Below are 15496 nucleotides of genomic sequence, written 5' to 3' on the forward strand. Positions count from 1 at the left end.
ACGGTGGGCAGCCGCCGAAAGAGCGACCCCGCCGGTCACCTCGACCAAGCCTGGCCGGGCTGCGGTCGTAACACCAGTAGATAAGTAGCCGCCGATCGGGTACCCCGGCGTGCCGAAGATCGTGATCTGGCGCTGCCATCGACTACCGTCGCCTCCGACGTCGTCGTGAAACTCCTACGCGATGCGAGCGAACCACGCCGACGACCTGGGAGGGCTTTGCGATGGCGAAGTACGAACCTCTGACCGCCTTCCTTCAGCGACAGGATCGGGACACGATCCGGATGTCGTTCCAGCGGCTTGAGGAGATCATTGCCGCATCATTGCCACCGACCGCACGATCCGATCGGACGTGGTGGGGCAACACCTTCAACAAAACGCGCGTCCAAGCACATGCGTGGTTGAACGCCGGTTGGCAGGTTGACAGCATCGACCTGCCGTGTGAGTCGGTGACCTTCATTCGCAGCCGGTCGTAGTCGTCCGACGGAGCCGGCCAAGCATCCGGATCTGTCGCCTACCGTACACATGGCGGGTTCAGGCGCCGGTTACGCTGCGTCAGGTCAACCTTCGTGCGGTGCCCGCGCGTATGCCGAAACGAGAGCATCGCCTACAGCCTGGGAGATCAGCGGGGTGCACCCGGCTCATTCCAAGTCAGAGCACCGTGACGAGGCGGAACCGCTTCAGCACGACCGGCGTGTCGTCGTCCACGGTGAAGTCCGGGTTTCGTAGCCAGCCGCGGTAGTCCGGTCCGTGCCAGTAGCTCTCGTGCCCGGCTCGCCAGGAGGCAACCGAGTCGTCTCCCTCGCCCTCGTCGCGGGCGTGGTCGACGTCGACATCGCCAAGCCGACTGACGTGTACGTCGGTCACCTCGATCACCGCGACCCGACGCCCGGCGGAGTTCACCACGGCCGCTCGGGTGCCCACGGCCGGAAGCGGTTCGCCGTCGATCTCGTAGTCCTGGAGCAACCCAGTGGTGGCGGTCTTGGTGCCAGCGAGCACGGCGGCGACCAGTTTGTCGCGCAACGGACCGGAAAAGGCGAACTCGAATGTGGGCAGCTCGGTAGTCACGGCATAAGGCTAAGCGAAGAGGCCACACGCCGCCGCGACCTGACCGCAATCAGGTACCCGGATTTGCCGCCGACCGTGCGCGTAACTACCAGCCGAAACCGTCACGCTCCGTGGCCGCTCCCGTGTCAGCCGACAACCGGACATGCGAAGAGCGGAGACCGACCACGCTCGCTACACACTGTCGTACCGCCCGGCCCGACTGTGCCGAACGTCCGGAACACCCAGGGCGGCCAGTCCGGCCGGTGCAACACCTCAGCGGATATCGACGAAATCCCGCCGCGCCATCAGGACTACGACCGCTTCGATGGCTTCCTGCGTCACTGTCGGCACGACGACTGAAACTCCCTCGGCAAAATGGCCGATCTCGACCAAAGCGTCCTGCACCTCCTGGGCCAGCCGGGTCGGGTCGTAGAAGGTGACCGCTTTCTCAGCACCGGCCCAACGGACCGTCACCTCGATCCAACCCTTGGCACCGGTCATCGCCCAGTCGTACTCGTCCATAGCCTCGGGATAGATGACCTGCACCCCAGACGGCAAATCAGAACCTTCGCTTGCGGCTTCAGCCGACACCAACCGGCCGGAGCTATCTCGACGCAGCGTCCGTAGAACATCCTGCGGGTCACGCCCTGACACACCAGCCAGGGCCGTTACCGCGTCCGCCGCCAGGGCAGTGCGGTGCAACGCTGCCGCCGGTGCGTCCTCCCTGATCGCGGCATCGGTGACGTTGCAAACATCGGCGTCCTCGTCCGCGAGGTAGGCAGCCACACCCTCCAGGACAGCTCGTCGCAGCCTGGCACTACCCCGTCGCCCGACCTCTCGCGTCGAGCCGGCATCCCATACGCCAGCACCACCTCGGCCGCCATCCGCCCCCACGTACGGCAGCCGGATACCGTGCGCTGCCAGCACCGACTCGTAGAAACGCAGGATCTGGGCCATCTCCTCGACGGCGTGGTCCAGATCCTCCAACGCTTCAGGGCCACCCACAGCCTCCCGCAACCGGCCGGCGACGTCGTCGAACTGCTGCAGCAACGCGAGAAACGTGTCCCCCTGCACATGGATACCCGGGGACGCGCGCCCTTCCAACTGAGTCACCGCGATGCTCGTCCCGCGCGCGAGCACACGCGCCTGCTCATCACCCAACAGACGATGATCGCACCACACCGCGGCACCTTGCTCGACCGGCACCTGCCGACATCAAGCGACCTCCCCCACCCCACGAGCGCTTCCGACTTTGGGAAGAGGTCACGGTCCAAATCAGCCCTGCTCAGCACGCACACCAGGCGCCGAAGCAGAGCACTCTTCCGAAGTCGTACGGCGTCGAGGCAGGCCATAACCCCTGCTCCCAAATCTGCTCCCAAGGAAACGTTCAGCAGGACCAGCACCCGTTACCGCACTCTCCCCCGCACCTGACTCTGTCAGGCAAAATAGAGAGCGCTTGACGTCCGCTCAGCGCCGTTGCACTCTTCATGTCGAGGAACGGTCCGCAACGTCCTGAGCAGCACGGATGCCGGTACCGCAGGCAGACGCTGGGGTAATTAGAGCAGCTCAACCAGGTTGAACGCCGTTCAGCGCCATTGGGAGCGCCCTGCTGCTCCCAATTTGCTTCCAACGCCCCGCCCGTCGGTGCCGGGAAACGCTCGGGCGATGCGCTGTCAGCCAATGTGCGGGCACCCAACGGGCGGTCGTTGATCCCGAGGCTGCATCACGAAGAGGCGCTTATTTCACTGGCGACGTCGCCGCTCCCGCTCATCAAACCAGCGATCAACCGGCTCCATCTTCTTTCTCCGCGACCGGTTGCGCATCCTATCCACCATCGATCGGTAGCGCCGCTGCCCGATGACCGCGTTCAACAGGTAGTACAGAATTATGAGAACGAAGGCGATCGACACGCCGCGGCTAACTACCCCAAGCGCCAGAACAAGAAATGTCCAAAACCGGCTCGTCGGACGACCATAGCGACAATCGGTGCTGTCCCGAAGCGAGCATAGCTGCCGGAGTTCCACCTTCTTGCCGACGTCTGCATGCCTCACAATGGATCGACCGACGATCGCATCGACAGCTTCGCCGCCTGCGACACTCACACTTATCCGGCATTCGTACCAGTACCCGTAGCCGTACTTACTCAGCGGCCCCGATCGCTCACATTCTCGCACGTCAGCAATCGCCGACTTCTCTGCACTGCGACCCTTGGTCGAACCCGTACCGGGGTAGAAACTCGTCACCGTGGCGAACGCGGCGGCTACGATGAGCCACAGCACAAAGAACAGCACCCCGATCATCGCGAACCGCACGCGTTGCTTCACGGAACCTACATTCTCGTCTCCGGTACTACCGCTGGCCTGGCACATTACACGCCAGGCCAGCGGTAGTACCACTCAGTCCAGGCCTGCGGTCAGGAGACCCGGAATCATGTTCACCGGATTAAAGGCGGGGCCACTGCGGAGATCGTCTCTCGTGCCGGGAAAAACACTCGACACCACCGCGGGAGCTACACCGTTCTTGACGGAAATCGCCCCTTTGCCGACATCTCGCCCAACGGCGCCGAGTTGACTGGCAAGGCCCCTAAGCGGTCCACCAGTGGCCGCCACCGCCGCCCGATATTCGCCCCCGATATTATTACTTGAGCTGGCCAGGAACCTACCCACGGGTTTCCACGCAAAGGCTTTCGTGGACTTCAGGAGGTCTGGGCCCAGTGCCCTGACTGCGGCCATGGACTCGGTGCCGAAGCCCTTGGCGCCAGCACCGACCAAACCGCTGACACCACTGCCGAATACGGCGCCAACGCCACCACCGAGGCCGCCCAGACCGGCACCGATGAGCCCTTCATACAACAGGTCCATCCCTCTCTTCCCGTCCATAGCCCCTTGGGCAGTGGCGGCGAGTCCGCCAGCGAGCGCGCCACAGAAGACAGCGCCGGCCCCGCCCGTGATAGCAGTACAGCCGAGGCCGACAACGAGGCCGACGGTGAATCCGACGATTGCTGCGTCGTGCGACCGTACGAAGTCCGAGGCACCGTTCCACGCCCGACCAAGCCAGTTGCTGCTTTTCTTGGGCTTGCGCGGTGCGGGCGGTTCCTCGCCCGGTTTCCGGACGTGTTGCACCGGGCGACCCCAGTGATTCAGGCCGACCTTGTTGTTGCTCCAACCACCGAACGTCTGCGCGGCGTGCGAGCCTGGTGCCGCAGGTACGGCGTTGTCGCAGGAGTCGTAGACACTTCCGCTGCCGCATTCGGCACGCAGCCCGCTGGCATCACTCAGGGTGGTCGGGCTGTTGTTGCCGTACGCGTACCCGTTCATCTGCTGCGGGTCGGTGACGTCCAGGACGGGGTCCACGGAGATGAAGCGTCCGAGGCCGGCGTCGTACTCGCGTGCTCCGAGGTGAGTGAGGCCGGTCTTGTCGATGGTGCCACCGACGAAACCCTTGTCCATCGCGTTGGGCCATGTACCACTGATAGTGCCTCGGACCTCACCGAACGGGGTGGTGCGGCGACGGGCTACCGCCAGATCGGTGTTGCTGATGGTGGCTTCGGTCGTACCGTGGTGGTCGCCGACGAGCCAGGAAAGGCCGGCTGCAGTACGCATGGCAATGGTCGTGCCGGCGTGGTTGTAGTAGCGGGTGCCGGTGGCCGTTCCACTCGTGGGCTTACGGATCTCACTGCCGTCGGGTAGGTACAGGGTGGCGCCGCCCGGGTCCCGGCTGACCAGCCGTTCGCCGTCAGCGTCGTAGAGGTAGCTGCTGGTGCCGGTCGAGTCGGCGACGGTGTCGAGGTGCTCCTCGTTGTCCCAGGTCAGGGTCTGGCCGTTGGTACCGCCGGGCCGGGTCTTGGTGTTACCGGTGGCGTCGTAGGTGTAGTTGTCGGTCCGGCTGCCTGTTCCGGTGGTCACGACCTGGGTGACCGCGTGCGGCTTCGAGCCGGCCGCCCCACCCTGTGCCGGGTAGGTGTAGGTACGGGTGGTGTCGGTGGCGGCGTGCCGCGTGTCGGTCAATCGGTTGCCGACGGCGTCGTACGTGTATGTCTGCCAGTACGGGGCCGGTCCACCGAGGCCGGCAACGCTGCGGGTTTGCGGGTTGCACTCCCCGTTGCCCGGCGTCCACGCCTCGCCGAGCCGGCGCAGATAGTCGTAGCCGAAACACTGAACGTCGGCCGCCTGCCCACCGTTGGGAGTGTCGGCGATCTTCGTGATGTTGCCGGCGTCGTCGTAGCTGTAGGTGTTGTTGAAAATCTCCGCCTTGAGCTCGGGGAGGGCGTTGGTGTTCATCACCCGGCCCGTCGGTTCGTCGATGGTGGAGGTGACCCAGGTGCGGGAGCCCTCATCTCCCAGCACACGCTGGGTGAGTTGTCCAAGCTTGTTGTAGGTGACGTCGTAGGTGTAGGTCTGCTGGGCGGAAATGATGTCGTCGGGCGCCCCAACGTCGGTGTACGAGTACGTGAGTTTCTCGCTCGGTATATCCGCCTCGGCCGGGAGCGTGGCCGAGGCGATCTGCCCGTCCGGGCGGTAGGTGGTGGCGTACGTGTAGGTGCAGGGCGTGGTGCCGCCGGCGGCGCAGAGTCCGCTCTCACTGGCGGGGAGCGTGAGTTTGCTGCCGGTGGGGCGGCTGGCGGTGTCGTAGCCGACGGTCTCGTTGACGTAGGCGTTTGTCGACCCGGCCGGTTCGTAGCGGATCGACTTGGTCAGGTGCCCGATTCCGTTGGTCAGGGTGTCGTAAACCCACTCCGCCCGCTTGTTCCCGCTCACCGAGCCGTCCCGCATTGATGTCTTTCGGCCCAGCTTGTCGTAGGTGTAGGCGATGGTCACGTTGCGGGCGTCGGTGGTGGTGAGCAACTGTCCGGCGAGGTCGTAGGTGGAGATACTGACACCCTTGTCCGGGTCCTCGTCCCTGATTTTGCGGCCGAGCTGGTCGTAGCTGTATCGCCAGGCGTTGCCGGCTGGATCGGTCACTGTGGCCAGCTCGTTCCGGTCGGTGTAGGTGTAGGCGGTGCGGTCGAAGGTAGCCGGGTTGTCGCTACCGACGTTGGCCGAGTCCCTGTACTGACGCAGCTCGGTGGCCCGCCCCAAGGCGTCGGAGATTGTTGTGGTGGCGGTGCCGCCCTTCGGCGGGACGATGCTGGTCCGGTCGCCGCCGTAGGAGGTGGTGGTTCGCCATTTCTCGGTGGAGCCGGTCATGAGGATCGCGTTGGTGAGCCTCCCGGCGCCGTCGTACAGGTTCCGGGTGACCGCTGGGATCGCTGGCGTGCCGGCGCCGGCTACCAGGGTGGTGTTCGGTGCGGTGTTGCTGGTGTCGTAGTAGGGGTTCGACGTCCAGTCGACCAGCCCGCGTGATTCGTACACAGTGTCGGTCAGCAATCGTCCGCCGCCGTGGGCCTGTATCTGGGTCTGTCGCTGCCGCAGCAGCCCGTCGTAAAGCGTGATCTCGGTCTGGTACGTCGCCGAGGTGCTGGGCAGCAGGGTCTTGGTGGTCACCGCACTCGGAGCGTTGTTCCGCACCAGGTAGCTGAATTGGCTGTTGGGTGTGGTCGCGTTCGTGGCCTTGGGACGTCCGGGCAGCCACACCGCGAGCATGCGTCCGAGTCCGTCGTAGGTCAGGTCGGTACGGGCGTTGTTGGGGTCGACCGTGGTCGCCGGCACGTTCCACGCGGTCACGTATGTCGTGGTGGCCGTTTGACCGAGTGGGTTCGTGACGGTGACGGTGTTGACGGGGCCCGTGCTCGCCGGGGTGTAGGCGGTGGCGATCCGCTGGTCGAGCGCGTCGTAAATCTCGGTGGTCCTGCCGTTGGCGTCGTACGTCGAGTGGGCGGTGGTTACCCAGTTCGGGGTGGTGCCGGACCAGGAGCCGATCTGTTCGGCCTTGACCGCGTCACCCTTGACCGGCAGGTAGGTGTCCCAGTTGTTGCCGGGCGCGTCGTAGGTGGTCCGGGTGGAGGCGAGCATGTCGCCGGGCAGGGTCGGCGTGGCCGAACAGCCGACGCCTACCGTTTCGGTCCTCTTGACGCGGTTGAGCATCCAGTTGGCGGTGTTGCGCGCGTACCAGGTCCGGATGCACTGGTCGTCGGCCGTGGTTGCCTCGTCACCGAGGTCCTCCACCTGGATGGGCAGGTTGTCCGCGTTGAAGCTTGTGATGTTCTTGGTCCATCGCATGCTCCCGTCCGGCATCACGGTGCGTTCCCGGGTGGTGCCGGTGTTGGTCATCCATGCCTTCAGGTGCCCGGATGTCGCGGTGGGCCCCTGGATCGAGGGATCGTGGATCGATCCGGAGAGCACGGCTCCGCCGGTAGCGGCCGACCAGGCGATTTCCTCTCGGAGGAAGCCGGAGAGCGCTTCGTGGTCTTCGACCTTGGTGCCCTGCGAGTCGGTGAACCACACGTCCCGTACGCCGCTCGGCTGCTTGTCGCCGTCCATGCCACGCAGAAAGAAGTACTCGGTGGTGGTTTGCGGTCCTGATTCCAGTCCTTGGCGCACCCGCACGTCCTGGTAGCCACGGAAGTCGCCCCAGGTGCGCTTTTTCTCCGGGACGAGTTCGGAGTCGTCGTAGTGCCAGGCCGGCGCGCCAATGTAGTCGTAGTTCGTTTGCTCGTGGCTGAACCCGCCGGTGTTGTCGTACACGTCGATTCGGTTCACCACGTACTTGTGGAACCAGTCCAGGGTCGGTTCCTCGCCCTGCGGGGCGTAGTACTGCGGAAAACAACGCTTGCCGTTCGCCGACGGCGACGGCAGGGTGCTGCGGGTACATTCGGTCGGCGAGTAGGTGACCGCGATCTGGGCTCCGGACTCCGTGGTGATCGTGTTGATCCGGAAGCGGAACAGGTTGGAACGACCATCGGCCGGTCCGTCGACCCGGTTCGCCGGCGCCTCGGCTCCCGGGTCGAACACGACCTCCGGGTCGGAGACCTCGGCACCACCTGCGCTGGTTACCTTGCCGGTGTGGGTGATGCCGGCCAGCCACATCGGCTTACCCTCGTTGCTGCCGGTTTGCAGGTAGGTGTGGCGCAGCGTCCACCATTCGACCTCGTTGTAGGTGGAGCCGGAGCCTGAGTACACCTGGGCCCGGATCCGGGACAGCCGCTTCTGGGTCCAGAACGTCGGCGACGTCTGGTCGGTGCAGGGTGCCGCCTTGCAGTACTGGTCCCACGGGGTGTCCGGCCACGACGCAGTGACGGGGTCGGCTCCGGAGAAGCAGTTGGTGTCGCACCGGTCGGCCGCGTCGAAAAGGACCTGGGCGGAGGCGTGCGTGGTCACGGCGGCGTCGATGCGGTTGCCGTACTCGACCCGGGACAGCCAACCACCCCGGTCGTACGTGGTCCGTTTCGTCGGGTCGCCCTCGCGGCCGTACGCGCCTGCCTCCTTCTCGTAGAAGTAGGTCATCGTGTTGCCGTGCGGGTCGATCACCTGGTCGAGGTTCCACCGCCAGCCCTGGGTCTGACGGGAAGCGGCGAAGTCTCCGGCCACGTAACCGGGCTCACCCGGGTGGTTGCCGTACACCGGCTCGGTCCAGACGGAGTTGGTCGGCGTGCTCGCGGAGGCACCACCCGGGGCGAGGTTACGACCGAAGAAGTACTGGGTGCCGTCGACCGTGGTGACCTTCCAGTACTCCCCGTCCGTGTCACCGTTGCCCAGCGTGGTGTCCTTCAGCAACTCAATCCGGGACCCATCGTCGGACACGCCCTTCCAGGTGTTTCCGGCCGACTTGACCAGTTCAGTGGAGCGGCCGTTCAGCGAGATCGTGGCGTTGCCCTCGGGCTTGGCCCAGCACTGGTCGCCGCCGCTGACGCTCTTGTTGTTCGGGGCGACACCGCTCACCGCATCCTTGTCGTCCGCGCATCCCTTGTACTGCCGCTCGATGTAGCCCGGCCACAGGTCCCAGCCGTCCCCGATCCACGAGCCCTGCGTGTTGGTACCGCCGGTGCGACCGTCGACGCTGCTGGAGGAGTAGGACAGTCCGAGGGACGGTTCCGGTCCGCCGACCGCCGGCACTGCCCGCAACGGGTACGACCACGCGAAGGCGCCTGTCTGTTGCGACACCTGCCAGCTGCTCGCCGGGCTCAGACTCGTCGCGCTGTAGTCCCCGTTGTCACCGGAGGCTCCCGCGGTCACCGCCAACGAGGTCACCGTGCCATCCGCAGCGAGCGGCACGGAGGCCGTCACGGTACTGGTGGCCGGGTTGTTGGTGCTCGCCAGCGGCTTGCCCCCCGGCACGGTCACCAGGTGCAGCCGGGAGGACCAGTCTCCGCCGTAGGCACCGGCGAAGCCCGAGTAGTCCACGTGCAGGTCCACCACCCCGGATCCACGTACGCCGTCCAATCGTCGGATCTTCAGCAACAGGCCCGATACACCGGCCGCGGTGGTGGCGCTCCGGTCAGCCACCTCCACGCCGACGCGGTTCACCACCGTCGCCGGGACGCCGGTCGATCGCAGCAGGTCCTGCCCCGCCGGAGTCGGTGTTCTTGCCACCCATACCGGTAATCCTCCGGCCCGGACCCCGGCCGATCCGGCGGCGGACGCTGAGCGGGCACTCGTGGCGTTGCCGGCAGCGGTCAGGTCCACGCTCGCGGTACCAGTGGGCCAGTGCACGGCCGGAGTAGCCCGCACCTCGTGATCCGTTGCGGTCCATACGGGTCGGGTCGAGTGCTTGACGGGTTGCACCGCGACACCCGCCACGTTCTCCGCTGTCGGCGGCTGCCACAGCGCGACCGCGGCGGCGGCGGGAGCCGCACCGACGAGGGTCGCCGCCAGTACGGCCGAAGCCGCAAGCGCGACGCCTTGTCCCACCCCGCCAAGTCTCGTCATGGCCGTTCCCCGAAACGCCCTTGACCTGCCTACAGCGCTCACGGTGCTCCTCCCCAACGGACGTGCTGAACTGACGACCCATCCGGTCGCGTTACCGCAAGTGATTTCTCGTGCTGCCGCGGAACTTCCGCGTTACTGCCTGCGTTACTGCAGGGCGTGTTGATTGATCTTCGAGTCGGGCCAGACCTGCTGGACGGCGTAGACGTGATCGAGGTCGCCGCCCCAGCGGTCCGACGGGGCCGCGTCCTGCCACGCCCGGCCGATGGCGAACGGTCCGGTAGCCGACCAGGCGGCACCGGTTGCCGTCTCCGCGTACGACCCGCCGATGTCGGGTGTCCCGTTGACGTACAGCTCGACCTTGCCGTGGGCCTGGTCGTAGACGCCGACCAGGCTCACCCAGTCCCCCGGCACGACGTAGTCCGTGGTGCAGGCGGCGGACGACCCGGAGCCGCCCGAATCGCTCGACTTCACCGTGAAGCACCACGCCGGATCAGGCACGCCGTCACCGTTCAGGTCACGATCGGCGCGGTAGCCCAGCCGGAACATCGACGTCTGCGTACCGTCCTGCGAAACTGCGGTCTGCCAGTCCCCGGAACCGGTGAACCGGACCCAGGCGGCCACCGTGAACCCGGCCGCGGCGGTCGTGTTCAGCACCGGCGACGACGTACTCAGATCCCCGGCGCCGGCGAGCGACACCGCGGCGGCACCTACCCGGCCGGGCGAGGTCCAGGTAACCCCGGACGGGCTGAGCGTCGCCGGTCGGGTGTTCGGCACCGACGCCGCCGTGGTTCCCGTGCCCTCGTCGAGGCTCCAGGCCCAGGAGCCGCTGCTCGGCGCGACCAGGAACTGGTACACCTTGGGGTCGGAGGTGGCCCCGGCGCTGTTACGTGACTGCACCTGCAACACGTTCAGCCCGTCCCGGTCAGGGGTGATCGACTGAGTTGTGGAGCCGCCGACAACCTCCCGCACAGACAGGTCGTCCCAGTACACCGACTTGTTCGATCCGGCGACGAAGCCGTTGTAGAGCCGGACGAAGGCCTGGGTCGCCCCGCTCGGGATGCTCAGCGTCACCGTGAGCTGCTGCCACCCGTCAACTGCTGTCGGGCGGGCCGACTGCGTCGAGATGTACGCGCCGTCGCGTTGCGTGATCGCCACGATCCGCAGGCCCCGCTGATCGGTCGGGTTCAGCCCGGTCGCGGCAGGGACGTAGATCCAGCCGGTGATCGCGTACCGCTTACCGGCCTGCATCCCGAGCGCCATCACGTACTCGGAGCCGAGGGCCGCCCGGGTGTCGCCGCTGGTGCTCTCGGGTGTGGCGGTGGTGCCCGGAACCACCTGCAACGACGTCGGACTGTTGTGTCCGAGCGAGGTGCTGCGCGTGTTCACCACGTTGCCGCTGGCGAAACCGGTCAGATCCGTCGACACCTGCTGCTGGTTTGGCGTCAGCAACTCCGCCTGCGAGGCGCCGGCGGGGACCGTCACCGAACTCGCCGAGTTCAGGCTGTAGATGTACTCCGCGACATCCGTCGAACCGTTCGGACCGAAGGTGAACGACCCGGTCTGCCCCGGTCCCCCGTTCCACGTCCCGGTCGACCTCTCCGTGTACGGGGCGCCCGATACCGCTGGCAGCGAGGGGTCCTGTGTGTTCACGGTGAAGGTGAACCACGCCGAGTAGTCGCCGCAGGTGTACGAGTCGCAGCCGCGTACCCGCCACTGATACGTACCGTCCGGCAGCGCGGCGCCGGACACCGGCACCACGCGCCACGGTCGGGCCGATCCGGACGTCACGCCCGTCACCGCCGTACCGGACTTCGCCTTGAGGGTGGTGTGGCTGTTGTCGTAGACCTCGTATTCGGCGCGCAGGGTGCCGGCGTCCGGGTCCGACACCGTCGCGGACAACTGTGGCGTACCGGAGCGCACCACCGCGGGCGAGGCGCAGGCCGAGTAGCACGAGTCGATTGACTGGTTGCCAGGAACGTTCGGCTTGCGGTTCCAGGTCAACGTCACGTACGGCCGATTCGACGACGCCTCGGAGGAGTTGAAACGCTTCCACCCGTTGTGGTTGGACTCGCTCGTCGCCCGCAGCCCGATGTTCGTGGTCGAGTCACCGACATCGAAGGTGTGCTGGAACGTGTTCTTCACCGACGCCGAAACCCAGCCCGCGCCGCAGCCGCTGTAGCCCTTCGTACCGCTGGACGTTCCGTCCTTCTCCGTCCATGCGGGTTGGTTGTTCCACCGCGCGCTGTAGGTGACGTACGACGTACGCCACGCCTCCCACTGGGTGGCGGTGCAGGACCACGAGTGGTTGTTCCAGAGGAACAGTTCGGCCGAGACCACACTCGCGCCCTTGTAGCTGTCCATGAAGTGGAAACTGAGGAAGGACCGAGCGGTGCAACCGGATCCGCATCCGCCGTCGGCGTCGTCGTTGTAGCCGAGCTTCAACTCGGGGTCGCCAGACATGTCAGTCGAAGAGATCGTGTTTTCCACGAAGGCGTCGTAGGCCGGGGTGAGGTTGACCGGAGGGTCGATGGTCACCGGATAGGTCAACTGGGGGTCTTGGAAGAATGTCGGGTCCGGTGTGAGGACAAGATCGGTTCCACCCGCGCCGGCCGTCGTCGACATCGGCACGGCTTCCCGGTGGGCCGGTTCCCCGGACGTCGGTGACAGCCGCGCGTCCCACATCTGCGCCGCGGGCACCACCGCTGACTCTCCCGATGCCGCCCGCAACTGGAGCCCGCCCCCGGCCAGCGGGGTCGGCGTGAGGCTGCCGGTTCGCCACGGCATCGCCACCGAGGCGACGTTCGCGGCACCTCGCGCGTTCTTGACGACCACCGAGTACTCGTAACCGGCGGACCGCGCCTCGATCACCAGATCGACACCGGGCTTCACCTCCTGATACGTCGCCCGGTTACCGGCCAGCACCGGAGCGGGCAGGGCGCCGCGCCAGCCAAGGTCGGTGCGCTGGTCGCCCGCGCCCAGACTCACCAACGTGTCCGTGCCAGCCGACCGGGCACCGGAAAGCCGCAACGGCCGAGCCGACACCCGGGGACCGACACTGCCGTCCGGCTTGCGCTCCATCGTCAGGTCGATATCGACCCACCGACCCGAGTCCTGGTGAACCCGCTCTGGGGTCAGGCTCACGGTCGACCTGTACGTACCGTCGGGCTGTGCCCAGGTCAGCGAAGTCTCGGTGGTCAGTCCGGTAACGAGCACGGATTGACGCGTTCGGTACGCCAACGCGGTCGCCGAGGTTTCGTCCGCTGCGGTCAACTCCGCCGGAGCGGATGCCCCGGACACCGGCGGTACAGCCGTCAGCGGGGCCGCCGCAGCCGCACCTGCTGGGGGAGCCACTGCCGCGGTTGCCAGCATCGTGCCTGCCACTACGGCCCGCAGCACCGGCCCGATCCGGGACGGCTGGGGTGGCGGGGCGCCGAAGGGCCGGGACAGGGACTGGCCCGCCCAACCGCCCAGCCCCACGTCGAACTTCCGGCCTGTCCCGCCGCCCATGTGCTCTCCCTCAGTCCAGCAGTCGGCCTGAGCCTGGCTGCCGGATGCGCGGCGGACGCGCACGCTGCGCATGCGTGGTGCACATCCACGCCGTCAACTGCCTGTGGCCCCCCTTGCGACTACCGGCCCGCGACCTCTAGCTTCTTGATCAACACTGCAGGTGGGGGACCTGATGGAACTGAGATTCGCCCTACTGGGGGCACTGGAAACGACGGTCGACGGCAGCGATCTGATCCTGGCGTCGGCGATGATGCGCGGGGTGCTGGCAGTGCTGCTGCTAGCCGGCGGTCAACGCGTCACCATCGACCGGCTCAGCCAGGCCCTCTGGTCCACACCACCCAGATCAGCCGCGTCAAACCTGCGGAGCTATCTCGCCCGGCTACGCGTCAGCCTGCGTGACGGCCACCCGGACCTAGCCACAAGACTCATCACCATGGGCCACGAGGGCGGCTACCGCTTCATCCTCAACCACCACGAGTTGGACAGCCGCCTCTTCGCCGACCTCGCCAGACGTGGACGCGACCATCTACTCAACGGCGACTACGCCCTGGCCGACGCAACACTGCGCGAAGCACTGTCGCTCTGGCGGGGCCCCGCTGGCCAGGACCTCGCCGCCGCCGGCACCCTCGGACAGCAACTCACCCACCTGAACGAACAACGCGTCGTCGCCATCGAGGATCTCGTAGACGCCCGCCTGGCCCTTGGCGCGACCACGGACCTGCTCGCCGACACCCGCGCCCTGGTCCTCGAACATCCCCTGCGCGACCGCCCATGGGAACAACTCATGCGAACGCTCTACCTCGCCGGGGATCCGGCCGGCGCGCTGAACGCGTACCAACAGGCCCGACGGAGTTTCAACGAGGCACTCGGCATGGAGCCCGCCAGCCGCCTACAGAAACTCCAAACCGCGATCCTGCGCCGCGACGAACACGCCATCCAATCGACCGCGATGACCCTGCTCGGACGCACCTAACACGGGACGTCCGGGAGCCGACGGACGGCCTTCCTTTCTAACATCCATCCCTATTCAATCTGCACTTCTAGAGAGGTCAGCTGCACGAAAGAGCCCGGCCCGAGCGCTTCCGGCTTCGGGAAGAGGTCACGGTCCATATCGGTCCTGCTCAGCGCCCATACCAGGCGCCGAAGCGAAGCACTCTTCCGAAGTCGTACGGCGTCGAGGCAGGCCATAACCCCTGCTCTCAAATCTGCTCCCAAGGGAACGTTCAGCAGGACCGGCACCCGCGAGCCCGACTCGTGATTCGCGACCGGGACGGCAAATTCCCCCACTTGTTCGACGCCATCCTCGCCGACGCGGGCATCGACATCGTGCTCAGCGGCATCCAGATGCCGAGAATGAACTCAATCATGGAACGGTGGGTCCAGACCTGCCGCCTCGAACTACTGGACCGGACGTTGATCTGGAACCAGCGGCACCTGCTCCACGCCCTACGCGAGTTCGAACAGTTCTACAACGCACACCGTCCACACCAGGGCATCGCGAACGCACGCCCGCTACGCCCGTTGCCCACACAGATCACCGACCCGGACAAACTGGCCCGCCTCGACATACGAAGACGCGATCGCCTCGGCGGCATCCTCCACGAGTACCAGCATGCCGCCTAACCTGTGCGGATGGGGTTTTCGGCAAGGACAGGGTGCCCGGTCAGTGATCAAGCCAATTGGCCTACGCGGCATGCTATGCCAAGCTTTCCCCGCCATCACCTAATGGCGCATGCTCGAATTCTTCTTCGGCATAGTTCCCCATAGCCACATCATCAAGGAACGTCTCCCACAGGCCATCATGCGCACCAACTGCCCGATCGATCGCCAAGAGTTGGTTACGTAAATAATCGGCAACCTCTTCCCCGTCTTCCTCCGCTGTCTCATAGGTGTAATAAGGGAATCGGGCAATCGCAACCTCGATGCAGGCAGAAAATGCAATCAGATTCGAGTTGACAGGATTGACCCTCGCAGCTCCAGGCACTGGAACATGGACGATCTCAAGAGAATCACCCTCCACACAGATCCGACCAGTAAGCCCACTTTGCCCGAAGGCCAGCAAGTTTGGCACGTCATCCAGGAACACTGCCCTAGGCAAGGCGACGTATTCGCCGCCAACGCCTCGGGCAGGTACCCCATGC

Annotated in this window: 9 protein-coding genes; 3 read left to right on the forward strand and 6 right to left on the reverse strand. The window is 66.0% G+C overall.

All coding sequences use genetic code 11. The annotated features are described in order from the left end of the window. Positions 1–221 precede the first annotated feature (221 nt). Complete coding sequence (locus ACWEFB_RS36415) at positions 222–473, forward strand: DUF7662 domain-containing protein (protein WP_452292801.1); 252 nt, start codon at positions 222–224, stop codon at positions 471–473. A gap of 175 nt (positions 474–648) precedes the next feature. Here the strand turns inward: ACWEFB_RS36415 and ACWEFB_RS36420 are convergent, their stop codons facing one another. From ACWEFB_RS36420 to ACWEFB_RS36440, 5 genes are all read right to left on the reverse strand, one after another. Beyond that, on the reverse strand, positions 649–1065 hold the full coding sequence (locus ACWEFB_RS36420) for an ASCH domain-containing protein (RefSeq protein WP_452292802.1): 417 nt from the start codon (positions 1063–1065) through the stop codon (positions 649–651). Between the two features lie 252 nt (positions 1066–1317). After that, complete coding sequence (locus ACWEFB_RS36425; protein WP_452292803.1) at positions 1318–2250, reverse strand: DUF6959 family protein; 933 nt, start codon at positions 2248–2250, stop codon at positions 1318–1320. A gap of 536 nt (positions 2251–2786) precedes the next feature. Then, complete coding sequence (locus tag ACWEFB_RS36430; protein ID WP_452292804.1) at positions 2787–3368, reverse strand: DUF6346 domain-containing protein; 582 nt, start codon at positions 3366–3368, stop codon at positions 2787–2789. Between the two features lie 72 nt (positions 3369–3440). Next, positions 3441–9848: an RHS repeat domain-containing protein gene (locus ACWEFB_RS36435; protein WP_452292805.1), complete on the reverse strand. Its 6408-nt coding sequence runs from the start codon at positions 9846–9848 to the stop codon at positions 3441–3443. 144 nt (positions 9849–9992) lie between these two features. Next, positions 9993–12989, reverse strand: coding sequence for a DNRLRE domain-containing protein (locus ACWEFB_RS36440; RefSeq protein WP_452292806.1), 2997 nt, complete (start codon positions 12987–12989; stop codon positions 9993–9995). 538 nt (positions 12990–13527) lie between these two features. Between ACWEFB_RS36440 and ACWEFB_RS36445 the strand changes: the two genes are divergently transcribed. Both ACWEFB_RS36445 and ACWEFB_RS36450 read left to right on the forward strand, forming a co-directional pair. Beyond that, the gene (locus ACWEFB_RS36445) at positions 13528–14328 is read left to right on the forward strand and encodes an AfsR/SARP family transcriptional regulator (protein ID WP_452292807.1); all 801 of its coding nucleotides are present in this window, start codon (positions 13528–13530) and stop codon (positions 14326–14328) included. A gap of 314 nt (positions 14329–14642) precedes the next feature. After that, positions 14643–14978 (forward strand): integrase core domain-containing protein, encoded by a 336-nt coding sequence (locus ACWEFB_RS36450; protein ID WP_452292808.1) that lies wholly within the window; start codon positions 14643–14645, stop codon positions 14976–14978. Between the two features lie 73 nt (positions 14979–15051). Here ACWEFB_RS36450 and ACWEFB_RS36455 read toward each other — a convergent pair whose 3' ends face one another. Next, a complete protein-coding gene (locus tag ACWEFB_RS36455; RefSeq protein ID WP_452292809.1) occupies positions 15052–15441 on the reverse strand; it encodes a hypothetical protein in 390 nt (129 codons plus the stop codon). Between the last annotated feature and the right edge of the window lie 55 nt (positions 15442–15496).

Source organism: Micromonospora sp. NPDC004704, assembly GCF_053601675.1.